Raw genomic sequence first — 23754 nt, 5'->3', positions numbered from 1 at the left:
TCTGGAAGAGACATGTCTACCTGACACTTAAAGGTTCAGCAGAGCAACAGGACAAGTACATTAAACTAAGAAGGAGTGGAAGCTCTGTGAATATCAATGAAGGTATTCCCGCAAAAATTAAAGTACAAACGAAGGTCACTCAGAACGACGAGACAGAGGAGTTCGTCTTTGATCTTCCCGGTCAAGTTGTGAAAATGGGAGACACATTGTACATTCGCTACAAAGAAGTTCAACCGGATGGACAAGAAACCCCGGTCACGGTCAAAGTAACGCCAGATTCTCAAGTTCAACTGATTCGTTCCGGTGAATCACGGATGCGTCTGCGTTTTGCTTATCGCGAAAAGTTAGAGACGAGTTATAAGACTCCATATGGTATTTTTATGATTACGACTTATGCGAAAAATCTTCATGTCAGTTTAAAGGATCGCCCATTTTCAGGCATCATTACAATTGACTATGCTCTTCTGATGAAAGAGGAAAAAGTGGGAGACTATCATCTAGTTTTAGAATTTACTACCTAAGCATAAGAAAGGTTTGCTTTTTACCTTTTGATTTTGTATGATAAGGAGTAGACTTTGAAAGGACGTGTCATACTTGGAACTTAGTATTTTTGATGGTTTGAACAAAGATGAATTATCAATGATTGAAGTGGCACACGCAATTCTGGAAGAACGCGCAGATGTAATGGATTTTTCAGATCTAGTCAATCAAATCCAAAACTATCTTGGCAAATCAGACAGTGAGATTCGTGATGCATTAGCACAATTTTATACCGATTTGAATATTGATGGAAGTTTTATTTCTCTAGGCGATAATCGCTGGGGATTACGTTCATGGTACGCGATCGATTCGATTGATGAAGAAGTCAACCATGGCTTAGAAGATGACGATGAAGAAGACAAGCCTCGTCGTAAGAAACGTAAGAAGGTCAATGCCTTTATCAACGATGATGAAGACGCGATCGACTACAACGATGATGACCCTGAAGACACTGATTTGTTAGTCGACGATGACGAAGATGAAATCGACGACGATGATGACGATGATGATGATGAAATCGCAGCATATAACTCTGATCTACAAGAAATCGGAGCGGATGCAAATGAGGATGACGAAGAAGTTGTTCCTGGCGGTATCGAAGATGATCTCAGCGTGATCGATGATGACGATGATGAATTTGAAGACGATGATGAAGAAGATGAAGAGTAGATCAATTTGATCTATTCTTTTTTTTATTTTCCTTTAGATTTTCACAAGCGCTTTCGTTGATTCTTTTCTGAGTAACGCGATAGTATGAATTTAGAAAAGAAACACAGAAAGGTGATCGTCATGGAAAAAGTACCTGAAATCAAAATCAAATTAACAGATGTGAGTGAACGTCTGGACGAAGGCTATCTACTGCTCACAGAATTACGCAAAGAAGCAGATGCACCAGTCGTAAAGGCCCGATTGCTAAAGAAGGAAGTCATCGCGATTTATGGAAAAGAAGCGGCTAAGAAATTTTATGATCCACGAAATTTTAAAAGAGAAGGCGCGATGCCGAAGCTTGTTTTAAAAACGTTGTTTGGAGAAGATGGGGTTCAAACCTTGGATGGGAATGCTCATGAGCATAGAAAAACTATTTTTATGAATTTGATGACACCAGAGCGAATGGAAGCGTATCATCGGATTTTGGACAAGAATCTAACCCAGAAGATGGATCAACAGCAGGGAGAATTTGAACTGTTCGATGTCGCAAAGGATGTTTTATTTCGTTCAATTTGTGAGTGGTCGGGAATTGATTTATCAAAAATTGACAAGAAGGAAGTTGAGCAATTAGCGGAATACCAAATCTCAATGATCAGCTCTGCTGTAACCAATCCGACAACTCATATCAAAGGCATTGAAAATCGAAAAAAATCAGAAAAATGGGCACAATCATTGATTGAAAAGGCACGTACAAACCCAGTGGCTGGAAAAAAGGACGTTGCCCTATATGCTTTTGCTAATGCTACAGATGATCAGGGAGAATTATTACCGATTGAAGTAGCCGCTGTTGAATTGTTAAATGTGATTCGTCCAACTGTTGCTTTGACTGTTTGGATTGCGTTAATGGGCCATACTTTGTTTAGCTGTCCCGATATTTATCAACGGCTCCATGCTGAATTCGATCAATTGCAAGATTCTTTCATACAAGAAATGCGTCGTTATTATCCTTTCTTTCCGATGTTGCCGGCTTTCGCGAAACAAGATGTTGAAGTTGATGGTTATTTGATTCCTAAAGATAGCTGGGTTGTTCTTGACCTGTATGGAACAAATCATGATGAACGCATGATCGAAACACCGGAAGTATTCCGAATTTCTCGTTATTTAGGAAAAGAAAAGCATATTTCTTACGATGAAGAGTATGAAATGATTGCTCAAGGCGGCGGAAAATTTGAAGCAATGCATCGCTGTGCAGGAGAATGGATCACTTTGCATACTTTAAGGGTCTTTTCAGATCAGCTGGTGAATAAGTATCAGTTTTCTGTGCCAGAACAGGATTGGACAATTCCAATGAATCAATTTCCAACCTATCCGAAGAGCAAGGCAATATTAATTAAGAATTAATCAGATTGAGAACCGCTTTTATCAGGATTTGTTCCTGTTAGGAGCGTTTTTTTTCTTTTATTGATAGCTGCTAATCTCCTTTGACTGAATCAAAATTGATAAGTGCCAGCTAAAAAAGTATAATAGCTGTTATGGAGTTCGATTTTTTTAGTTCGCTTAAAGAAAAAACACTCCTCAAATTGAGAAGTGTCGAAATAATGCGCCCTGAGGGAATCGAACCCCCGTCTCAAGAACCGGAATCTTACGTGATATCCACTACACTAAGGGCGCGTGTATTGGTCATAAGCACGAATATTAGTTTAGCATATTATTTTAAAAAAACAAGGGGAAAGTATATGAAGTTTCAGCAAGGTTATTCGCAAAAGCAGCAGCAAACTCAAAAACTGGCGATGACTCAGGAGTTGCAGCAGGCGATTCAAATATTACAATTCAATACTGAGGAGTTGAAGGACTACGTTGAAACGGTCTCTTTAGAGAATCCGCTATTTGATGTAGTGGCTCCAAAAATTCAAAGCGACTTGATGCAGATGCACAATAGCGGAGCGGCCAAAGAAGAGTCATTCATTCAGATTGCTGATCATCCTGTTTCGTTGTTTGAACATCTAATCAATCAAATTCACTTAAACTATCGAGATACGTTCATTCGTGAGATTATGCTTGTCTTAGTAGAGTATGTCGATGTAAATGGTTATTTAAGAGTCGATGAAGAAGAGATCAAAGAAGAGCTGAAGGCGACAGATATTCAATATCTGGATGCTTTGACGCTTTTGCAGCAGTTGGATCCGCCAGGGGTAGGTGCGAGAAACCTGCAGGAGTGTTTGATGCTGCAGACAGAACAAGATGATTATGCCCCAGAATTAGCTTATCTTCTATTAGAAGAGTCTTTCGACGCGATTGCCAAAAGAAAATTTGAACAGATCGCGAAGGAATATCAAATCAGTCTAGCTCAGGTTCAACAGATTTTGGATTATATTCGAACCTTGAATCCATTCCCAGGCGCAAGCTTTGGCGGACAAGACTCGAATTTCATTATTCCAGATTTGACATTAGTTAGAAGAGAAGGAGAATTAGTTGTACTGTCGAATAAAAGGGGTCAACTGAGACTAAACTTCCAGGAGAATTATTTTAATCGTTTGAAGCAGCAGGCTGATGAGGAAACAAAAGTTTATTTGAAAGAAAAGCTGCAGCAGTTCGAGTGGTTAAACAAAACCCTAGGGCAGCGAAAAGATACAATTCTAGAAGTCGGTAAGATTATCGTACAGCAGCAAGTACATTTTTTTGAAGAAAAACAAGGTGCTTTGAAGCCATTGATGCTGAAAGACGTGGCGAAACAATTGGACGTCCATGAATCAACGATCAGCCGTGCAGTTAATGGAAAATATATTGAGACGGATTTTGGTGTCTTTGAATTACGCAGTTTTTTTGTCAATAAAGTTAACGACGAAGATACCTCAGCCGATGAAGTTAAACAACTTATCACGTCTTTAGTTGAAAAAGAAGATAAACGCAAACCATTATCTGATCAAAAAATCGTTGAACTGTTAGCTGAAAAAGAGCAAAAAATTTCTCGAAGAACGGTCGCAAAGTACCGTGATGCTTTAAATATTCCCAGCTCATCGAAAAGAAAACGTTTTGATTAAGCCAAGTAAAAAAACTTGGCTTTTTCCTTGCGCAGATGGGACAAAACTGTTACACTTTGTCATGTAAGAAATTAGCAAATATCAAATGATTGATTTGACTTTCTTGCATTTTTTTTAATATTCATGGGTCGCTAAAAGTCTATGAGGGACTACTTAAGTCCAACGGAGGAATTCCTTTGTTAAGTGAACTAAGAGTACTTGAAGCAATCGCCCCTGATGTGTTAGAGGTTGTAAAAAAAAGATATCGTATCATGCAGAATATTTTTTGGATGCAGCCGATCGGTCGAAGAAACTTAGCTGATTCATTGGGTCTTACCGAACGAGTTTTACGTGGTGAGACAGATTATCTTAGAGATCAGCGTTTGATTGATGCAACGAAGAGCGGTATGTTATTAACTGAAAAGGGCGAGGGACTGTTGCAGCATCTGGAACTTTTGATGGAACAGTTTACCGGCATGGATCAGTTAGAAAAGCAGCTCGCTTCAATTTTCAAAATCGAACGTTGCTTGATCGTTTCTGGAAACAGTGATGAGCAGGAAAAAGTAATCGGTGAATTTGGCGAGTTAGTTGATGAGGCTTTGCAGCGTCAATTACCAGATGGCCGAAACATTATTGCAGTGATGGGCGGTACGACAATGGCAGAAGTTGCCAGACATGTCAGTCCATTGGAAACAGCAAAACGCCATAATCTTTTTGTTCCAGCTAGGGGCGGTATCGGTGAAGCCGTATCGATTCAAGCTAATTCAGTGAGCGCCTTGATGGCAGCAAATGCCCACGGCGAACATCGTGCATTATATGTGCCGGAACAGTTAAGTGAGGAAGCGTACCATACACTGCTGAAAGAACCTTCGATTAGAACCGTCCTGGCGATGATCAAAGAAGCCAATTGTGTTGTTCACAGTATTGGTCGAGCCGTACACATGGCAGCAAGGCGAAAAATGTCAGAAGATGAGATCATTCGTCTGAAACAAAAAAATGCTGTTGCAGAATCTTTTGGGTACTTTTTTGACGAGAATGGAGAGATCGTTCATAAGGTACCGCGAATCGGATTATCCTTAGAGGATATTCAGAAGATGCCGACGATTCTAGCAGTCGCTGGTGGTAAAAGCAAAGTCAAAGCCATTACAGCGTATATGAAAAATGCTCCAAAACAAACGTGGCTCATCACCGATGAAGCCGCCGCAAATGAGATTTTAAAAGGGACATCCCCTTTAAAATAAATATATTTTTTGATTCCATAAGGAGGAAATCTTAAATGACAGTAAAAGTTGGAATTAACGGATTTGGACGTATCGGACGCTTAGCATTCCGCCGTATCCAAGATGTAGAAGGATTGGAAGTTGTAGCTATCAACGACTTAACAGACGCTAAAATGTTGGCTCACTTGTTAAAATATGATACAACTCAAGGTCGCTTTAACGGAACTGTTGAAGTTCACGAAGGTTCATTCAACGTGAACGGCAAAGAAGTTAAAGTTCTTGCTAACCGCAACCCTGAAGAATTACCTTGGGGAGAACTAGGAGTAGATATCGTATTAGAATGTACTGGATTCTTCACTTCAAAATCTGCTGCTGAAAAACATTTAACAGCTGGTGCTAAACGTGTTGTTATCTCAGCTCCTGGTGGTAACGATGTTCCAACAATCGTTTACAACACTAACCACGAAACTTTAACTGGTGACGAAACAGTTATCTCTGGTGCTTCATGTACTACTAACTGTCTAGCTCCTATGGCTAAAACTTTGAATGACGAATTTGGCGTTGTTGAAGGCTTAATGACAACTATCCACGCTTACACTGGTGACCAAATGACTCTTGATGGACCTCACCCTAAAGGCGACTTCCGTCGTGCGCGTGCTGCTGCAGCAAACATCGTGCCTAACTCAACTGGTGCTGCTAAAGCTATCGGTTTAGTTATTCCTGACTTGAACGGTAAATTAGACGGAGCTGCTCAACGTGTTCCTGTTGCAACTGGTTCATTAACTGAATTAGTTACTGTTCTTAACAAAAAAGTTACTGTTGATGAAGTAAATGCAGCGATGAAAGCAGCATCTAACGAATCATTCGGTTACAACACTGACGAAATCGTTTCTTCAGATATCGTAGGTATGACTTACGGTTCATTATTTGACGAAACTCAAACTAAAGTAATGACAGTTGGCGAACAACAATTAGTTAAAACTGTTGCTTGGTATGATAACGAAATGTCATACACTGCTCAATTAGTTCGTACTTTAGAATACTTCGCTAAACTTTAAGATTTATTTTAAACGAAAACACATTGTCTGAAACAAGGCGGGGAAGCAACGCGCTTCTCCGTTTTTTTAGTAAGCTTATGTCTATCGTTAGCTCTTTTCCTAAAAAGAGTTGTATAATAGAAAAGATTTAAAAAAACAATTTGGAGGTTTTCTTTCATGGCAAAAATGACAGTTAAAGATCTTGACTTGAAAGACAAGAAAGTTTTAGTTCGTGTGGACTTCAACGTTCCTGTTAAAGATGGCGTGATTACTGATGACACTCGTATCAAAGCGGCGTTACCAACAATCAACTACATTTTAGAACAAGGCGGCAAAGCTATTTTGTTCTCTCACCTAGGTCGTGTGAAAACAGAAGAAGACAAAGCAGGCAAATCATTAAAACCTGTAGCTGAACGTTTAAGCGAATTATTAGGTAAAAACGTAACGTTCGTACCTGAGACTCGCGGTTCTGAATTAGAAGCTGCAATCGCAGACATGAAAGACGGCGACGTAGTTGTCTTTGAAAATACTCGTTATGAAGATATCGATGGCAAAAAAGAAAGCGGCAATGACGCTGAACTTGGTAAATACTGGGCTTCATTAGGCGATGTATTCGTCAATGATGCATTTGGTACTGCTCACCGTGCGCACGCTTCTAACGTAGGTATCGCTTCTACTGGAATTCCAACTGTTGCTGGATTCTTAATGGAAAAAGAAATCAAATTCATCGGCGAAGCTGTTGAAGAACCTAAACGCCCTATGATCGCGATCTTAGGCGGCGCGAAAGTTTCTGACAAAATCGGCGTAATCAAAAACTTGATTCCTAAAGCTGACAAGATCTTGATTGGCGGCGGAATGACGTATACCTTCTACAAAGCTAAAGGCATGGAAATCGGCAACTCATTAGTAGAAGCTGACAAAGTTGACTTAGCAAAAGAATTGATCGAAGCAGCTGGCGACAAGTTAGTTTTACCAGTTGACTCAATTACAGCGGCTGAATTCTCAAACGACGTTCCTACTGAAGAACATACTGGTGATGTTCCAGCTGGACAAATGGGTCTTGACATTGGACCAGAATCAATCGCTTTGTTCGCTCAAACATTAGAAGGCGCGAAAACAGTTGTATGGAACGGACCTATGGGTGTGTTCGAAATGAGCAACTTCGCTCGCGGAACAATCGGTGTTTGTGAAGCAATCGCGAACTTGAAAGATGCTACAACAATCATCGGTGGTGGGGATTCTGCAGCGGCAGCTGAACAACTTGGCTTTGCTGACAAATTCACTCACATCTCAACTGGTGGCGGCGCAAGTCTTGAATTACTAGAAGGTAAAGAATTACCTGGACTAGCAGCAATCAACGATAAATAAAAATTAACACCCTAATACGAAAAAGGATGCCGGTCCAACTTTTTGCAGTTTCACAATGTGTTAAGAATTTACATGATGGAACTTTATTGAACAGTGTTGATCTGTTTAGTTGGATGGTATACGGCTTGAGAATCAAATTAATTTTTGAAAAAAATTAACACCTTAATACGAAAAAGGAGTTTTCTAAATGCGTAAACCAATTATTGCTGGTAACTGGAAAATGAACTTAACTGCATCTGAAGCAAAAGATTTTGCTGAAGCAGTAAAAAACAATATTCCTGCTAACGATAAAGTAGATTCAGTGATTGGATCACCTGCTTTATTCTTACAAGAATTAGTTGAAGCAGCAAAAGGCACTGACTTAAAAATCTCTGCTCAAAACTGCTACTGGGAAAATGCTGGAGCATTCACTGGTGAAACTTCACCTGCTGCTTTAGCTGATCTTGGTGTGGACTATGTAATCATCGGCCATTCAGAACGCCGTGAATATTTCCATGAAACAGACGAAGAAATTAACAAAAAAGCCAAAGCAATCTTCGCTAACGGCATGTTGCCAATCCTTTGCTGTGGTGAGTCTTTAGAAACATATGAAGCTGGCAAAACAGCTGAATGGATCGAAGGACAAATCAAAGCTGGTTTAGCTGATCTTTCTGCTGAACAAGTTTCAAGCATGGTTATTGCTTATGAACCAATCTGGGCTATCGGTACTGGTAAATCTGCTGACGCACAAATCGCTGACGAAATCTGCGGCGTTGTTCGTTCAACAGTTGAAGGTATTTATGGTAAAGAAGTTTCTGAAGCTGTTCGTATCCAATACGGCGGTTCTGTGAAACCAGAAAACATTGCTGAATACATGGCAAAAGAAAACGTTGACGGCGCTTTAGTCGGCGGAGCTAGCTTGAAGGCTGACTCATTCTTAGCTTTATTAGAAGGCGCAAAATAATTTTTTATAGAAAATTACGGCTTTTGTTTGCAACTGCCGACGATTTTCACTAATATTGGTTATAAGGGTTTTTAGCCCTTTAATAAAAACAAATTTTAAAGGAGAGACAAAACATGTCAATTATCTCAGACGTTTACGCACGCGAAGTCCTAGACTCACGTGGTAACCCAACAATCGAAGTAGAAGTTTATACAGAAGACGGCGCATTCGGCCGCGGTATGGTTCCTTCAGGTGCTTCAACTGGTGAATACGAAGCCGTTGAATTACGTGATGGCGACAAAGCTCGTTACGGCGGTAAAGGTGTTACTAAAGCAGTTGATAATGTAAACAACATTATCGCTGAAGCAATCATCGGCTACGACGTACGTGACCAAGCTGCTATTGATGCTGCTATGATCGAATTAGATGGCACTCCTAACAAAGGTAAATTAGGTGCGAACGCTATTCTTGGTGTTTCTATCGCCGTTGCTCGTGCAGCTGCTGACTTCTTAGAAATCCCATTGTACAACTACCTTGGCGGATTCAATACAAAAGTTTTGCCTACTCCTATGATGAATATCATCAATGGTGGATCACATGCTGATAACTCTATTGACTTCCAAGAATTTATGATCATGCCTGTTGGCGCTCCTACATTCAAAGAAGCTTTACGTTATGGTGCAGAAGTATTCCACGCTTTGGCTTCAATCTTAAAAGCTAAAGGTCTTGCTACTTCAGTTGGTGACGAAGGTGGATTCGCTCCTAACCTTGGTTCTAACGAAGAAGGTTTCGAAGTAATTATCGAAGCTATCGAAAAAGCTGGCTATGTACCTGGTAAAGACATCGTTCTTGCTATGGATGCTGCTTCTTCAGAATTCTACGATAAAGAAAAAGGTGTTTACGTTTTAGCTGATTCAGGCGAAGGCGAAAAAACAACTGAAGAAATGATCGCATTCTACGAAGAATTGGTTGCTAAATACCCAATCATCTCAATCGAAGATGGCCTAGACGAAAATGACTGGGAAGGTACTAAGAAATTAACTGAAGCTTTAGGCGATAAAGTTCAATTAGTTGGTGACGACTTGTTCGTTACAAACACTGAAAAATTAGCGAAAGCTATTGATTTAGGTGTTGCTAACTCTATCCTTATCAAAGTTAACCAAATCGGTACTTTAACAGAAACATTCAACGCTATCGAAATGGCTAAAGAAGCTGGCTACACTGCAGTTGTATCTCACCGTTCTGGTGAAACAGAAGATTCTACAATCTCTGATATCGCTGTTGCAACTAACGCTGGTCAAATCAAAACTGGTTCTCTTTCACGTACTGACCGTATTGCTAAATACAATCAATTATTACGTATCGAAGACCAATTGGGTGATGTTGCAGAATACAAAGGAATTAAATCTTTCTACAACTTAAAAAACAACCCATTCATCGGTAAATAATTAACAAAAAAGAGAGCTGTGAGGATTTTTCCTCACAGCTCTCTTTTTATATGGAAAGGATTTAGTATCCCTGATGCAGGGCGTGTAACGCATGGGCAACTGTTGGATGTTGAATCGGACAATGAACTTGATTGTCCCATAGCTGTTGAAATTGCTTTTCTACATCAGGCTGCATAGAAGTAAAAACGAGTTTTTGTTCATTTAGCGCCGCGATAGAAAAATAATCTGCAAAAGTATCTAATGCTGTTACATCAATGCTTGGTACTCCTCGAAGTGAAAAGATGAGTCCTTCTTTATCAACGACTTTATCTAGTTCTTTTTTTAGTTGGTTAGCTGACATAAAGAATAATGGGCCGGTAATATAGATGACTGCCCATTCAGCACCAGCAGCAGAACGAGGCAGTTCCATCCGCTGCCAATCAATCTCTTCTGTAATAATAGAAATTTTCGAACTTTTGGCAATGAAGAAGATGCAGCCGCATATGACGCCGATCACGATGGCAATGCTTAAATCAAAAATGATCGTACTAAGCATGGTAACGAAGAACAGTAGGATCGCTGTTCTTTTTTTCTGTCGGATCATTGTTTTGATTGTTTTCCATTCGTGCATTCGCCAACTAGTAACCAGAAGAACGCTGGCAAGTGCAGCCATCGGAATTTGGGACATGATCGGTGCAAATAGGATCATCGATAAAAATAGGAAGAGCGCATGGAAGATGCCAGCTAATCGAGTTTGTGCACCGGACTTAATCGCTACGCTTGTTCGAGCGATCGCGGCTGTTGCCGGGATTCCACCAAAGAACGGCAAGATTATATTACCGATCCCCTGTGCGATTAATTCCTGATTACTATCAAGGTCTTTTCCAGTCATTCGTCCAGCAGAAGCCCCGCAAAGCAAACTCTCAATCATTCCTAGCATGGCAATACTAATCGCAGGCAGCAATAATTGCTTTACTAAAGAAAGGTTAAGTGTTGCTAACTGGAGTCGTTCGCTTGTTACTAATGAAGTAGGAATTTTCCCAACTTTAGCAACAGGCAGTTTGAAAATAATTGTGACAAATGTCGCCAAAATAATAGCAACTAGTGAAGCTGGTAAAATTTGACTCCACTTTTTAGGATAGAAAATCAAAAGTAGTAAAACAGCCAGTCCTAATAAAAGAGTGGGTAAGTTCGGGGTGAAGCCGGATCGATAACTAAGCAGTTTTGCTAAAGCATTTTCGCCAACTGAGGTGGTTCCAAAAAAATTATCGATTTGTCCTAAAGCAATAATGATAGCAATACCGGAAGTAAAACCGGTAATAACTGGCGCCGGAATGAATGAGGTGAGATTCCCAAGTTTGAAAAGTCCGGCGATCAGTAAGAAAATCCCTGCGATAAATGTCGCAACTAGAACACCTGCCAGACCCTGTGTTGCGATAATTCCAGTTAAGATCGCAGCCATTGCTCCAGTTGGTCCAGAAATTTGGTAGAACCCGCCTGAAAGGCTTCCGATAACGACACCCGCAATAATAGCTGTAATCATTCCAGCGGCAGCATCCGCTCCGCTAGAGACTCCAAAAGCTAATGCTAAAGGCAAAGCGACAGCCGCGACTGTCAACCCGGCCAGCAGATCCTTTTGCAGTTTTTCTTTAGAGTAATGCATAAATTCCTGTTGTAACAAATTCTTATAACGCTTGATCATAAAGCACTCCTTTTTAGAAAATACGACAAAAGCCCGTAAAAACGGGCTTTTATAAAAAAATTTATCATTTTTTAAAACCAACTTTAACTATAAAAGAGCGGGAATAAAATTACAATAGTTTTATTATGCGTTTCTGAAAATTATTCATTTCTTTCATCGTTACTTGAATTGATCTGCTCAGTTGGAATTTTTAATAAATTTTTTACTGGATGATCAGAGTTGAGCATTTTGAGCACTCTTTTGATATACTTGGTTAAAAGTATCTGATGAGGAAGTGAATTTTTTTGGCAAAAGATGAATTACAGCAACATTTAGATAAGGGACGATTTGGTGCAGCACGAATCAATCCGGATGAACAGCGCAAGTATTTAGGAACATTCCGCGAACGTTGCTTTGTAAGTATGACTATGCGCGAAATGAGAAATCGACAGGACCGGGAACACTTGCTAACAGAAATTCAAAAATATCCTGAAGGGAAATTGCTGATCAATGGTTCAGTTGATGAACAAGCCCAAAGAGATTTCATTGCCTTGGCGTCAAAAAATTCTGTTGATTTTACCATTGTAAATGACGCAACGATTGATTCAGAGGATAGTATTGGTTTGCTGTTGGTAACTGATCATGCAGTAAATGAAGAGATCATCGATATTGAAGAAAAGTACTCACAAGAAAAAAATGCAGATCAAGAGGCGCCAAAGGAAAAGAAAAGCTTTTTTGGCAGATTATTTGATTAAAGAAAAGTAAGCAACTAATAATTACAGTTGACATTTTTCCAAAGTGTCGGTATTATACTGCTTGGGCACCCTTTTAGTAAGGGTCAGTGTTTAGTGAATTCAAAGCTCCCTATTCAATCGGATAGGGAGCTTTCTTTGTTTTTTCTAGACGTTTCCTGCAAATTAGTATGAAGGAGTTTTTTCATTTATGACAAAGTATATTTTTGTAACTGGCGGCGTAGTTTCATCAATTGGCAAGGGGATCGTGGCAGCATCATTAGGTCGTTTGCTTAAAAATCGGGGATTGAAAGTAACTATTCAAAAATTCGATCCATATATCAATGTCGATCCAGGTACGATGAGTCCTTATCAACACGGAGAAGTTTTTGTGACAGATGATGGTGCTGAAACGGATTTAGACTTGGGTCACTATGAACGTTTTATCGACATCAACTTGAATCAATACTCCAACGTAACGACAGGAAAAATCTATTCAGAGGTTATTCGAAAAGAACGTAAGGGTGAATACTTAGGAGCGACCGTCCAAGTTATCCCGCATATCACAAATGAGATTAAATCAAAGATTATGCGTGCTGCTAAGATGACGGATTCAGACGTGATCATCACTGAAGTTGGCGGTACGGTTGGTGATATTGAATCATTACCATTCCTAGAAGCTTTGCGTCAAATGAAAGCAGAGGTCGGTGCAGACAACGTGATGTATATCCACACGACGTTGATACCATTCTTGAAGGCTGCTGGCGAAATGAAGACGAAGCCAACACAGCATAGTGTGAAAGAGTTGCGTGGTTTAGGGATTCAACCGAATATCTTAGTCGTTCGCACAGAACAGCCTGTTTCTCAAAGTACAAAAAATAAACTAGCGCAATTCTGTGACGTGGCTCCAGAAGCAGTTATCGAATCTCGTGACGTAGAAACACTTTATTCCATTCCGTTAGCGTTACAAGCGCAAGGCATGGATCAAATCGTTTGTGATCATCTAAAAATTGATGCTCCAGTAGCGGACATGACAGAATGGCGTGCATTGGAAGAAAAAGTCCTGAATCTTAAGAAGAAGGTTAAAATCGCATTAGTTGGGAAATATGTGGAATTACCTGATGCTTATATCTCTGTGGTAGAAGCATTGAAGCATTCTGGTTTTGCTTTTGATTCAGATATCGAGATTGCTTGGATTCAATCACAAGATGTTACCCGTGAAAATGTCGCAGAAGTGTTAGGCGATGCTGATGGTATCTTAGTACCTGGTGGATTCGGCGATCGCGGAATAGAAGGGAAAATCGAAGCGATTCGCTATGCCCGTGAAAATGACGTGCCATTCTTAGGTATCTGCCTTGGAATGCAAATGGCCTGTGTGGAATTTGCTCGCAACGTGGCTGGTCTTGAAGATGCGAATTCAGCAGAAACTGTTCCAGATACAGCAAACAACATTATCGACTTGATGGCAGATCAAGAGAATGTTGAAAACTTAGGCGGAACATTGCGTCTTGGTCTATATCCATGTAAGTTGAAAAAAGGCAGCAAGACAGCCGCTGCATATGGAAATGGCGATGTGATCCAAGAACGTCATCGTCATCGTTATGAGTTCAATAACCAATACCGTCAGTTGTTTGAAGATAAAGGATTGGTATTCTCTGGCGTATCTCCTGACAATCGTTTAGTTGAGATCGTTGAGATTCCGGAAAACAAATTTTTCGTGGGCTGTCAATTCCACCCAGAATTGATCTCTCGTCCAAATCGTCCTCAACCATTGATCAAAGCCTTCGTTGGCGCATCATTGGAAAGTAAAGAAGCAAAATAGTAGTTTTGACTGAAAGGCATAGACGCCTTTCAGTTTTTTTTACAAAAAAAGCAAAAAACTTGAAATGTAAAGGTTTTATCGGAAGGTTTGGAGTAGCAAAGATGGAAAAACTTTGATAGAATTAACACGTTAGTTAAGCACGGCTTAACCAAATAGTAAAAAACCTTAGGAGGAATTTTTTATGCCAGTAGTATCAGGAGCAGAATTCTTAAAAGCTGCACGTAAAGGCGGATATGCAGTTGGTGGATTCAACACAAACAACTTAGAATGGACTCAAGCTATTCTAAAAGCTGCGGAAGCTAAAAAAGCACCAGTTCTTATCCAAACTTCAATGGGCGCTGCAAAATACATGGGCGGATACAAAGTTGCTAAAGATATCATCACTGATTTGGTTGACTCAATGGGTATCACAGTACCAGTTGCGATCCACTTAGACCATGGTGACTACGAAGCTGCTTTAGAATGTATCGAAGTTGGCTATACTTCAATCATGTTTGATGGTTCTCATCTTCCATTTGAAGAAAACTTGAAATTGGCTAAAGACGTTGTTGAAAAAGCTCATGCTAAAGGTATCTCTGTTGAGTGTGAAGTTGGTTCAATCGGTGGTGAAGAAGACGGAATCATCGGTGCTGGCGAATTAGCCGACATCGACGAATGTGTACAAATGGTTGCTACAGGTATCGATTACTTAGCATGCGGTATCGGTAACATTCACGGCGTATACCCTGAAAACTGGAAAGGTCTTGCATTTGACCACTTACAAGCTATCGCTGATGCTGTAGGTTCTGATGTTCCTCTAGTATTACACGGTGGATCAGGTATTCCTCAAGAACAAATCCAAAAAGCAATTTCTATGGGTGTTTCTAAAGTCAACGTTAACACTGAATTCCAATTATCATTTGCTAAAGCAACTCGTGAATACATCGAAGCTGGCAAAGATAAAGAAGGAAAAGGCTTTGACCCTCGTAAATTGTTGGCACCAGGTGTTGCTGCAATCGTTAAAGATGCTGAAGAACATATCGACTGGTTCGGTTCAGCAAACAAAGCTTAATTTGTTTCTCATAGTCTCGGAGCATTCGCTTCGAGACTTTTTTTGCGCATAAAAATATAGAATAATTACGAAATTATCTTTTCAATGAATAACATGAAAAAAATGATTTATATTGGATCTATTCAGAAATTCTAGTTTCAAAAATTTTAAAAATACTAATATTTTCAGCTAAGTAAGAAAGTTCTAGACCAAAATTAGCGGCCAGATAATGAAATCCAATTTGAACGTGAAAAACCTGCTTATTTTCTTGTGAGATTTGAGAAAGCTTCCTTTTTATGCAGGCAATAATATGCTAGAATGGATAATGGTCTATAAACTTCAAAATAATTAATTAGGTGAAAATAAATGAGAAAAATCGAAATTCATGGCGGAAAGCCATTATCAGGTAATATTACAATCAGCGGCGCGAAAAATAGTGCAGTCGCATTAATTCCAGCAGCTATCATGGCGGATTCGCCAGTTACTTTAGAAGGTGTTCCAGACATTCAAGACGTGCATTCATTGATTGAGATTCTAGAGATCATGGGAGCAAAAGTGTCTTTTGAAGATAATCGCATGGTGATTGATCCAAGTAAAGTCGTATCGATCCCAATGCCAAGCGGTAAAATCAATTCATTACGTGCTTCTTACTATTTCATGGGATCTTTATTAGGAAAATTTGGTGAAGCAGTTGTTGGCTTACCCGGCGGATGTTTCTTAGGCCCTCGTCCAATTGACTTACACATCAAGGGATTTGAGAGTTTAGGTGCAGAAGTTTCAAATGAGCATGGCGTGATTTATTTACGAACAGATGAAGACGGATTAAAGGGGGATCGCATCTTTATGGATGTGGTTTCTATTGGTGCGACTATTAACGTGATGTTCGCTGCTGTTAAGGCTAAGGGCAAAACGATTATTGAAAATGCTGCCCGTGAACCAGAAATTATTGACGTTGCAACCTTGCTAAACAATATGGGAGCGAAGATCCGTGGGGCTGGTACCGATGAGATTCGGATCGAAGGTGTGGAAGAGTTACATGGCTGTGTCCACTCGATCATCCCTGATAGAATCGAAGCGGGGACTTATTTGGCTCTAGCAGCTGCGATGGGCGAAGGCGTGACCGTTCATAACGTAATCTATGAACATATTGAAAGTTTTATTGCGAAATTGGAAGAAATCGGTGTGGAAATGAATATCTCAGAGGACAGTATTGAAGTGCTGCCGTCTAAGAACTTGAAGACAGTGGATGTTACTACATCACCATATCCAGGCTTTGCGACAGATTTGCAGCAACCGATCACACCGTTATTATTAAAAGCCCAAGGAACGGCTGAAATTATTGATACGATCTATTCAAAACGAGTGAATCATATTCCTGAATTAGTCCGCATGGGCGCTGATGCCCGCGTGGAAGGCAACCTAATCATATTAAATGGCTCGAACAAATTACACGGTGCAGAAGTAGTGGCTTCTGATTTACGCGCTGGGGCTTGTTTAGTTATCGCTGGATTGATGGCTGAAGGAAAAACAACTATTTTTAACGTGGAATACATTTTACGTGGATACGATCATATTATTGAGAAACTGACGGCTCTTGGTGCTACTATCGAAATGATCGACGAGGAAGAGGCGGAATAATGAGCGATTATTTAACAATGGCGGAACTTGAAAACAAGACGCTGAAAGAAATCTATACCTATGCAAAGGATTTTAAAATTCCTTATTACGGCCAGATGAACAAAAAAGAATTATCATTGGCTGTGATTCGGGCGCAGGCAGAGAAACAAGGCTTCTTTTACATGGAAGGAGTCTTGGATATCGTCGGGCAAGACGGCTACGGCTTTTTACGGCCAATCAATTATGGATCAAGTGCCGAGGATATCTATATTTCTTCCTCACAGATTCGTCGTTTTGGCTTACGAAACGGTGATAAAGTAGCAGGAAAAGCTCGCCCACCAAAAGAATCAGAGCGTTATTATGGCTTGATGCATGTGGAAAGCGTCAATGGCAAGGATCCAGAAGAAGCCAAAGAACGTCCGCATTTCCCAGCATTGACTGCTCTTTACCCTGAGAAACAATTAGTCTTAGAAACAACACCTGGTCGTTTATCTACCCGAATGATCGATATCTTCTCACCTATCGGTTTTGGCCAGCGCGGTCTGATCGTAGCTCCGCCAAAAGCCGGAAAAACAACAATCCTTAAAGAAGTTGCCAATGGCATTACTGATAATTATCCTGATGTTGAATTGATTGTCTTACTGATCGACGAACGCCCTGAAGAAGTGACAGATTTGGAACGCAGCGTGAAGGGCGATGTGGTCTATTCAACGTTTGATCAACAACCACAAAATCATACACGTGTATCTGAATTGGTCTTGGAACGGGCGATGCGTCTAGTCGAGGACAAGCGTGATGTCGTGATCCTAATGGACAGTATCACCCGGTTGGCTCGCGCCTATAATTTAGTTGTTCCGCCAAGTGGTCGAACATTGAGCGGCGGGATTGATCCAGCTGCATTATACAAACCGAAGAAATTCTTTGGTGCGGCTCGGAATATCGAAGAAGGCGGCAGCTTGACGATTTTAGCGACAGCATTAGTCGATACAGGCAGTCGGATGGATGATGTAATCTATGAAGAGTTCAAAGGAACAGGGAACTTGGAATTACAATTGTCGCGTGAATTGTCTGAACGCCGGATTTTCCCTGCAATAGACATTAAGAAATCTGGTACGCGTAAAGAAGAATTATTGATGGCTCCATCTCGTCTGGAAGAAATTTTCAAGCTTCGTAATAATATGACTGGAGATTCGTTGGAATATACCTCACAATTCGTGAACTTCCTGAAAAAGACGAAGAATAACGATGGTGTTTTCAAAGCTTTCAAGGATGTTTCATTCGGTGGGAAAACACCACGAAGAAATCTGAAAAGATAATTGCATTGTCGAATCATTCATGATAGTATATTCATGTTGCAAATTGCAAAAATAACTCTGAACCAGCAAATGATTCAGGGCAAAGGAGCGAAAAAAACTATGAAACAAGGAATTCATCCAGAATATCATCCAGTTGTGTTTATGGACTCAACTACAGGTTTCAAATTCTTGTCAGGTTCAACTAAAACTTCACAAGAAACAGTTGAATGGGAAGACGGAAACACTTACCCTGTAATCCGTGTCGAAGTTACTTCAGACTCTCATCCATTCTACACTGGACGTCAAAAATTCACTCAAGCAGATGGACGTGTCGATCGTTTCAACAAGAAATACGGTCTCAAAGACGCCAACGCAGAGGAAAAATAAAAATTCTGTTCAAGCAGACTTTAACGAGCTTCCTATTATGGGAAGCTCGTTTTTTTGTGATCAATCTTTATAATTGAGGAAATTCATTTTTAAAATTTCAATTGTTCTTTTATGAATGTGAGTTTCATGATAAAATTTTAATATAATGAATAAAATTACTTTCATAATTATTTATAAATTAGGAGGGGTTGAAAATGCATGAAATAAAGTGTCCAAAATGTAAAAATGTTTTTACTGTAGATGAGACAAGCTATGCTGATATCTTAAATCAGGTAAGGACAAAAGAGTTCAGCGAGGAAGTTGAAGAGAAGTTAAATCAAGTAAAGGAAAAACATGAGAGTAACTTAGCTTTAGCTAAGGAAAAAGTAAAGCATTCTTTTGAAAAGGAACTTTCAAAAAAAGAAAAAGAATTGGCAGAACTTCAATCCAAAATCCAGTCAGGTGAACAGGATAAAAAGTTGGCGTTAACCGTGGCAGAAGGCAATATGAAGGAAATGCTAACTCAAAAAGATACTGAAATTGAGAAATTGAAAGCTAAATCAGATTCAATGGAGAGTGAGAAACAACATGAAATTAAACAAGCTTTGGTAGAAAAAGAGAAGGAGTTGGTCGAACTTCAAGCAAAGATTGACTCTAATGAACAAGAAAAAATGCTTGCCATTTCAAAAATCGAGTCTGTGATGAAAGAAAAATTAACCGAACAAGAAAAGAAGATTGTGGAGCTTGAAGCAAAATCACAATCCATAACTAAAGAAAAAGAACACGAAATGAAACAGGCACTGTCCGAAAAGGAAAAAGAGCTATTAGAATTAAGCTCGAAAATGAATGCGCTTCAAAATGAAAATAAATTAAAACTGGCAGAAGCCAATTCTGAAAATGAGAAAGAGATCAACATTCTTAAATCAAAATTACAAATGCAAGAAAAAGAAACAGAACTTGAGAAAAATTCTATTAAGAATAAATATGAAATCGAATTGAAACAAAAAGATGAAGCAATCGCTTTTTACAAGGATTTTAAAGCTAAGCAATCTACCAAGTTGCTTGGAGAAAGCCTTGAACAGCATTGTGAAACAGAATTTAATAAAATGAGAATGAGTGCCTTTAAGAATGCACAATTTAGCAAAGATAATGACGTAAGTTCTGGTAGTAAGGGAGACTATATCTATCGTGAGTTTGATGAGAACAATAATGAAGTCATATCAATCATGTTTGAAATGAAGAATGAAGGCGATGAAACTGCAACTAAGAAGAAAAACGAGAACTTCTTTAAAGAATTAGATAAAGATCGGAAGGAGAAGAAGTGCGAGTATGCAATTCTAGTGACTCTATTGGAATCAGAGAATGAACTTTACAATTCTGGAATTGTTGATGTTTCATATGAATATGAAAAAATGTATGTAATTCGTCCTCAGTTCTTTGTTCCTATCATCACTCTATTGAGAAATGCTGCTCTCAATTCTCTACAATACAAACAAGAAGTAGCATTGATGCGAGAGCAGAATATCGATATCACTAAGTTTGAAGATGACTTGAATTTGTTTAAAACAAATTTTTCTAGAAACTATGATTTAGCCAGTAGAAAATTTAAAACTGCGATTGAAGAAATTGATAAAACAATCAAGCATTTAGAGAAAACAAAGTCTGCTCTTGTATCTTCTGAAAACAATCTGAGAATTGCAAATAGCAAAGCTGAGGATTTAACGGTAAAAAAGCTTGTAAAGAAGAATCCGACTATGAAACAGAAATTTGAACAACTAGAAAGGGATGATTATTAATGCGATTGCACAAACTAAAAATACAAGGATTCAGAAGACATAAGGATTCAGAGATTCATTTCTCCAATGCGAGTTTTCTTATTGGAGAAAACAATACCGGCAAAAGTACAATATTAAAGGCAATTGAACTCCTTTTAACCGATACTAACAAACTCTCTGAGGAATCTTTTTTTCAATTTGTACATGAGACGGGAATTGATTCATGTGGTGAAGTTGTTTTGACGGCTGAGTTCAGAGAATTACCTCCAGAAGCCTTCACTTGGCGAGGATTTAGAGGGCGAATTTTTAAATACAAGGATAAAGACTCTGATGGTAACGAGACAGTTGGCAATTCAATATTCTACAGAAAGACATTCAAACCTGGTCTAGTAAGAAAAATTGAGATGAAATCTATAACAAAGAAAAAAAAAGAAGACATAAAAAATATAAAAAAAATTGATGATTTCATTGACGCCGGTTTTCAAGAAAGTTATTTGATCAATACTGATTTTGAAAATGAAATCAGATCAAAACCGATGCCTGCAAAAAAGTTGCAGGATTTTATAGACTTTTTTGAAAATCAATTTGATTTTTATGATTATTCGACTGAGGAAATCTGGGATGAAAATCCAGGAGGTATTGCGCCTATTGTCATTTCGAGATTGCCTAAGGTCCTTTATATTCCGGCTCATGATGGAGCAGAGGATCTCAAGGAAACAAAAGGAGCATTTCAAAATATATTAGTTGAACTCTTTGCGGATGTTAGAAATGAATCTGAGAATTACAAACAAGCCCAAATATTACTTGATAAGTTAGCGGATGAGCTAGATCCTGAAAATTCAGAGACAGAATTTGGGAAAATGATGGTTGATTTGAATCAAACATTATCTGGTGTTTTTTCTGGTGTAGGCTTAAACGCTAAAGCCAAACTCTCTGATGCAAATAGTGCAATTAAACCAACATTCTCAGTGTCAATGATTAGTAATATCCCAACACCAGTTGAAATGCAAGGAACTGGGGTAATTAGGTCAACAGTATTTGCTCTTCTCAGATACAAAGCGCTAAGAGATATGAAAAAAAATTCTTATGAAAGACCCTTAATTATTTGCTTTGAAGAGCCCGAAATTTATTTACATCCTAATGCAGCAACTCAAATGAGGGATACAATATATGAACTAGCTAATACTGGAAATAATCAAATTGTTTGTTCTACGCATTCACCGTATATGATAGATTTAGGAAAAAGAACAGGTCAGCTACTAAACTATCTGTATGTAGAAAAAGTAGAACTAGAAACTAACACTGAAGAACTTGCTTATTGCGATGTTATACACAATCGAGCTTTTAACATTCAAGAAGCTTTCACTAGTTTGCAAAATGACGAGAAAGATTATGTTAAACTTATTCTGAAAATGGATGATTACTTAGCTAGAATATTTTTTGCAAGAAATGTTTTAATTGTTGAAGGAGATACCGAAGAAATAGTTTTAAGGGAAACTATTCCATTATTGCCTGAAGATATGAAAAAAAATGTAATGTGCAATTGGCAGATTATTAGAGCAAGAGGTAAAGCTAGCATTATATCTTTAGTGAAATACTTAAAAGCTATGGGAATTGTTCCGTTTGTCATGCATGACTTAGACCTAAACACACCTGGTGCTGTCGTTATGAACGAACCTATTAAAACAGCGTTAAATGATGATTCTAGATTAATCAGTTTAGAAAATTGTATTGAAGATGTTTTGGGATATAGCATATCTTCAAAAGATAAGCCGTATAAGGCTTACAAATTTATTCAGGAGAATTGGAAGAATGACTATAATAATATAAGCGATAAGTGGAAAGAAATCATAAATGGATTGTTTTCAATATCATAGAATTTGACTATATCGAAATGAGGCTTACATTATTACAATGTACTGTCAATTTGGAATACCGGCGAGTATTTTTTGACAATACTTTTGACCTTCTCGAACAAGTTTTACTTTTATCTAAAATGTTGATTTAAAGCGGTTTGGATCAAGTTAGGTAAAACCAGATTTTCAGGAAATACACAATACGGTCTCAAAGACGCCAACGTAGAGGAAAAATAAAAATTCTGTTCAATCCGACTTTAACGAGCTTCCTATTATGGGAAACTCGTTTTTTATGTCTAAAAATCATTGATTAGCAAAAAATACATCTATCAACGATTTTTGCTATACTATTACTGAGTTTTGAGAATGAACAAAACAATTTAAGCGAGGTGCTCTAATGATCATCAATCCATCCAAAAAGGCATTGCCATTATTTAATCAGTTACCACAAGCTGCTGATAAAAAATTGGCAAGAAGTTTTTCTGATAAAAATCCATTTTTTTCTTGGCATGCGAATTACTTTAATGTTAAAAGAAAGAAAGTTTTATTGCTAGTCAATGACTTGACGTATTTTCCAATTGTGTTGATTGGCATTGATGCTAAAACGAAAAAGCAGCTGAAGGAAATTATTCCGAATGCTATTACAGATGTTTTTCAAGCAGCAGGAATTCCTCAGGAGAAAATCACTGAATATTTCGATTTAGCCGGTGAGATCGAAATAGGCGCAGGATATAATCGTGTGATTACGGGAATCATCAATAATATGATCGCATCCATGGAATATCATGAACGCTTTAATTTGGATACGCTGGTTGATGTGAAGCTTAGCTTGGCTATGGCGGATTATTTTTTCAAAGAAGAGCGCCCTTCGGATAAATTGCAAGCAGTTTTCAAAGATCCGCTTTTGCTCCACGATGTTTCTCAAGAAGACGCAGAGGAAAAGTATGTAGTCGAGAAAAATTGGAAAAGTTTGATCAATTACAAGACTGGCGATTTTTCTGATAAGGAATTTGATGCGGCATTAGCGAATAATCGCTTGATTTTAATTGCGTTTCAACAATATCTTGAACAGCATGAGAAGCAGACCAAGAAAACCGTCAATAAACATCTGGCAAATATTGAAGATTATCTTAGTGGTTATTTGATTTTTTATGGCTTTGATATAGCCGTTTCTTCTTTTGAGGTCATTAGCGACTTTTTCAGCTGGGGAGCACGTAAAAATGTGTGGATCAGTGAGAGCGCGGTCAAAAAGGCTGGTTCATCAATGAAAAAGTTCTATCAGTTTTTGATTGCAGCAGGCGAAGTGAAGGCAGCGGATATGCCGGAGATTCGAGAGCAGATCGAAATGGGCGTGGATGACGGCATTATGACACTGGAAATGATGGATGATTGGTATTAA

19 protein-coding genes and 1 tRNA gene are annotated in these 23754 nt (G+C 38.8%); 18 read left to right on the top strand and 2 right to left on the bottom strand.

Going from position 1 to position 23754, the window contains the following annotated elements; all coding sequences use genetic code 11:
• Window positions 1–86: 86 nt before the first annotated feature.
• The 3 genes from E6139_RS04190 to E6139_RS04180 all read left to right on the top strand — a co-directional run bounded on the left by E6139_RS04190 (window position 87) and on the right by E6139_RS04180 (window position 2589).
• The gene (locus E6139_RS04190) at window positions 87–521 is read left to right on the top strand and encodes a DUF1934 domain-containing protein (protein ID WP_316401805.1); all 435 of its coding nucleotides are present in this window, start codon (window positions 87–89) and stop codon (window positions 519–521) included.
• Between the two features lie 73 nt (window positions 522–594).
• Window positions 595–1209, top strand: a complete 615-nt coding sequence (gene rpoE, locus E6139_RS04185; protein ID WP_316401804.1) for a DNA-directed RNA polymerase subunit delta — start codon at window positions 595–597, stop codon at window positions 1207–1209.
• A gap of 120 nt (window positions 1210–1329) precedes the next feature.
• Window positions 1330–2589: a cytochrome P450 gene (locus tag E6139_RS04180; protein WP_316401803.1), complete on the top strand. Its 1260-nt coding sequence runs from the start codon at window positions 1330–1332 to the stop codon at window positions 2587–2589.
• Between the two features lie 198 nt (window positions 2590–2787).
• Here E6139_RS04180 and E6139_RS04175 read toward each other — a convergent pair.
• Window positions 2788–2859, bottom strand: a tRNA-Arg gene (locus E6139_RS04175).
• 65 nt (window positions 2860–2924) lie between these two features.
• Here E6139_RS04175 and rpoN point away from each other — a divergent pair.
• From rpoN to eno, 6 genes are all read left to right on the top strand, one after another.
• Window positions 2925–4229 (top strand): RNA polymerase factor sigma-54, encoded by a 1305-nt coding sequence (gene rpoN, locus E6139_RS04170; RefSeq protein ID WP_316401802.1) that lies wholly within the window; start codon window positions 2925–2927, stop codon window positions 4227–4229.
• Between the two features lie 176 nt (window positions 4230–4405).
• Entirely contained in the window at window positions 4406–5449 is a 1044-nt protein-coding gene (locus E6139_RS04165; RefSeq protein ID WP_316401801.1) for a sugar-binding transcriptional regulator, read from the top strand.
• A 35-nt stretch (window positions 5450–5484) separates the two neighbouring features.
• Entirely contained in the window at window positions 5485–6486 is a 1002-nt protein-coding gene (gene gap / locus E6139_RS04160; protein ID WP_316401800.1) for a type I glyceraldehyde-3-phosphate dehydrogenase, read from the top strand.
• A gap of 156 nt (window positions 6487–6642) precedes the next feature.
• Window positions 6643–7833: a phosphoglycerate kinase gene (locus tag E6139_RS04155; protein WP_316401799.1), complete on the top strand. Its 1191-nt coding sequence runs from the start codon at window positions 6643–6645 to the stop codon at window positions 7831–7833.
• 187 nt (window positions 7834–8020) lie between these two features.
• The gene (gene tpiA, locus E6139_RS04150) at window positions 8021–8776 is read left to right on the top strand and encodes a triose-phosphate isomerase (RefSeq protein ID WP_010744522.1); all 756 of its coding nucleotides are present in this window, start codon (window positions 8021–8023) and stop codon (window positions 8774–8776) included.
• Between the two features lie 113 nt (window positions 8777–8889).
• A complete protein-coding gene (gene eno, locus E6139_RS04145) occupies window positions 8890–10203 on the top strand; it encodes a phosphopyruvate hydratase (protein ID WP_010744523.1) in 1314 nt (437 codons plus the stop codon).
• A gap of 61 nt (window positions 10204–10264) precedes the next feature.
• On the opposite strand, the gene E6139_RS04140 is transcribed toward eno, so the two are convergent.
• Window positions 10265–11884, bottom strand: coding sequence for a SulP family inorganic anion transporter (locus E6139_RS04140; RefSeq protein WP_316401798.1), 1620 nt, complete (start codon window positions 11882–11884; stop codon window positions 10265–10267).
• A gap of 284 nt (window positions 11885–12168) precedes the next feature.
• On the opposite strand from E6139_RS04140, the gene E6139_RS04135 reads away from it, so the two are divergent.
• From E6139_RS04135 to E6139_RS04095, 9 genes are all read left to right on the top strand, one after another.
• A complete protein-coding gene (locus E6139_RS04135) occupies window positions 12169–12618 on the top strand; it encodes a YueI family protein (RefSeq protein ID WP_316401797.1) in 450 nt (149 codons plus the stop codon).
• Window positions 12619–12805: 187 nt separating this feature from the next.
• The gene (locus tag E6139_RS04130) at window positions 12806–14416 is read left to right on the top strand and encodes a CTP synthase (RefSeq protein ID WP_316401796.1); all 1611 of its coding nucleotides are present in this window, start codon (window positions 12806–12808) and stop codon (window positions 14414–14416) included.
• Window positions 14417–14597: 181 nt separating this feature from the next.
• Window positions 14598–15467, top strand: coding sequence for a class II fructose-bisphosphate aldolase (locus E6139_RS04125; RefSeq protein ID WP_048718717.1), 870 nt, complete (start codon window positions 14598–14600; stop codon window positions 15465–15467).
• Between the two features lie 345 nt (window positions 15468–15812).
• Complete coding sequence (locus tag E6139_RS04120; protein WP_316401795.1) at window positions 15813–17084, top strand: UDP-N-acetylglucosamine 1-carboxyvinyltransferase; 1272 nt, start codon at window positions 15813–15815, stop codon at window positions 17082–17084.
• Entirely contained in the window at window positions 17084–18379 is a 1296-nt protein-coding gene (gene rho, locus E6139_RS04115; RefSeq protein ID WP_316401794.1) for a transcription termination factor Rho, read from the top strand. Before E6139_RS04120 ends, rho begins: the two co-directional genes overlap by 1 nt.
• A 99-nt stretch (window positions 18380–18478) precedes the next feature.
• Window positions 18479–18745, top strand: a complete 267-nt coding sequence (locus tag E6139_RS04110; RefSeq protein WP_010744532.1) for a type B 50S ribosomal protein L31 — start codon at window positions 18479–18481, stop codon at window positions 18743–18745.
• A gap of 194 nt (window positions 18746–18939) precedes the next feature.
• Window positions 18940–20520 carry a DUF2130 domain-containing protein gene (locus E6139_RS04105; protein WP_316401793.1) on the top strand — a complete coding sequence of 527 codons (1581 nt, stop codon included), beginning with the start codon at window positions 18940–18942 and terminating at the stop codon, window positions 20518–20520.
• A complete protein-coding gene (locus E6139_RS04100) occupies window positions 20520–22376 on the top strand; it encodes an ATP-dependent nuclease (protein WP_316401792.1) in 1857 nt (618 codons plus the stop codon). The genes E6139_RS04105 and E6139_RS04100 overlap by 1 nt, the downstream gene beginning before the upstream one ends.
• Window positions 22377–22752: 376 nt before the next feature.
• Window positions 22753–23754 (top strand): DUF6933 domain-containing protein, encoded by a 1002-nt coding sequence (locus E6139_RS04095; RefSeq protein ID WP_316401791.1) that lies wholly within the window; start codon window positions 22753–22755, stop codon window positions 23752–23754.

Origin of the sequence: Enterococcus sp., from assembly GCF_032555305.1 — a bacterium.
Classification (GTDB): domain Bacteria; phylum Bacillota; class Bacilli; order Lactobacillales; family Enterococcaceae; genus Enterococcus_A.
Note: the sequence above shows the minus strand (reverse complement) of the source record. Positions and strands in the feature narration are given on the sequence as shown.

What these genes read in the sequence shown, in the direction of transcription:
- E6139_RS04180 (WP_316401803.1), top strand. Translation starts at nt 1,330, where the DNA reads ATGGAAAAAGTACCTGAAATCAAAATCAAATTAACAGATGTGAGTGAA.
- rpoN (WP_316401802.1), top strand. Translation starts at nt 2,925, where the DNA reads ATGAAGTTTCAGCAAGGTTATTCGCAAAAGCAGCAGCAAACTCAAAAA.
- gap (WP_316401800.1), top strand. Translation starts at nt 5,485, where the DNA reads ATGACAGTAAAAGTTGGAATTAACGGATTTGGACGTATCGGACGCTTA.
- E6139_RS04155 (WP_316401799.1), top strand. Translation starts at nt 6,643, where the DNA reads ATGGCAAAAATGACAGTTAAAGATCTTGACTTGAAAGACAAGAAAGTT.
- tpiA (WP_010744522.1), top strand. Translation starts at nt 8,021, where the DNA reads ATGCGTAAACCAATTATTGCTGGTAACTGGAAAATGAACTTAACTGCA.
- eno (WP_010744523.1), top strand. Translation starts at nt 8,890, where the DNA reads ATGTCAATTATCTCAGACGTTTACGCACGCGAAGTCCTAGACTCACGT.
- E6139_RS04140 (WP_316401798.1), bottom strand. Translation starts at nt 11,884, where the DNA reads ATGATCAAGCGTTATAAGAATTTGTTACAACAGGAATTTATGCATTAC.
- E6139_RS04130 (WP_316401796.1), top strand. Translation starts at nt 12,806, where the DNA reads ATGACAAAGTATATTTTTGTAACTGGCGGCGTAGTTTCATCAATTGGC.
- E6139_RS04125 (WP_048718717.1), top strand. Translation starts at nt 14,598, where the DNA reads ATGCCAGTAGTATCAGGAGCAGAATTCTTAAAAGCTGCACGTAAAGGC.
- E6139_RS04120 (WP_316401795.1), top strand. Translation starts at nt 15,813, where the DNA reads ATGAGAAAAATCGAAATTCATGGCGGAAAGCCATTATCAGGTAATATT.
- rho (WP_316401794.1), top strand. Translation starts at nt 17,084, where the DNA reads ATGAGCGATTATTTAACAATGGCGGAACTTGAAAACAAGACGCTGAAA.
- E6139_RS04110 (WP_010744532.1), top strand. Translation starts at nt 18,479, where the DNA reads ATGAAACAAGGAATTCATCCAGAATATCATCCAGTTGTGTTTATGGAC.
- E6139_RS04105 (WP_316401793.1), top strand. Translation starts at nt 18,940, where the DNA reads ATGCATGAAATAAAGTGTCCAAAATGTAAAAATGTTTTTACTGTAGAT.
- E6139_RS04100 (WP_316401792.1), top strand. Translation starts at nt 20,520, where the DNA reads ATGCGATTGCACAAACTAAAAATACAAGGATTCAGAAGACATAAGGAT.
- E6139_RS04095 (WP_316401791.1), top strand. Translation starts at nt 22,753, where the DNA reads ATGATCATCAATCCATCCAAAAAGGCATTGCCATTATTTAATCAGTTA.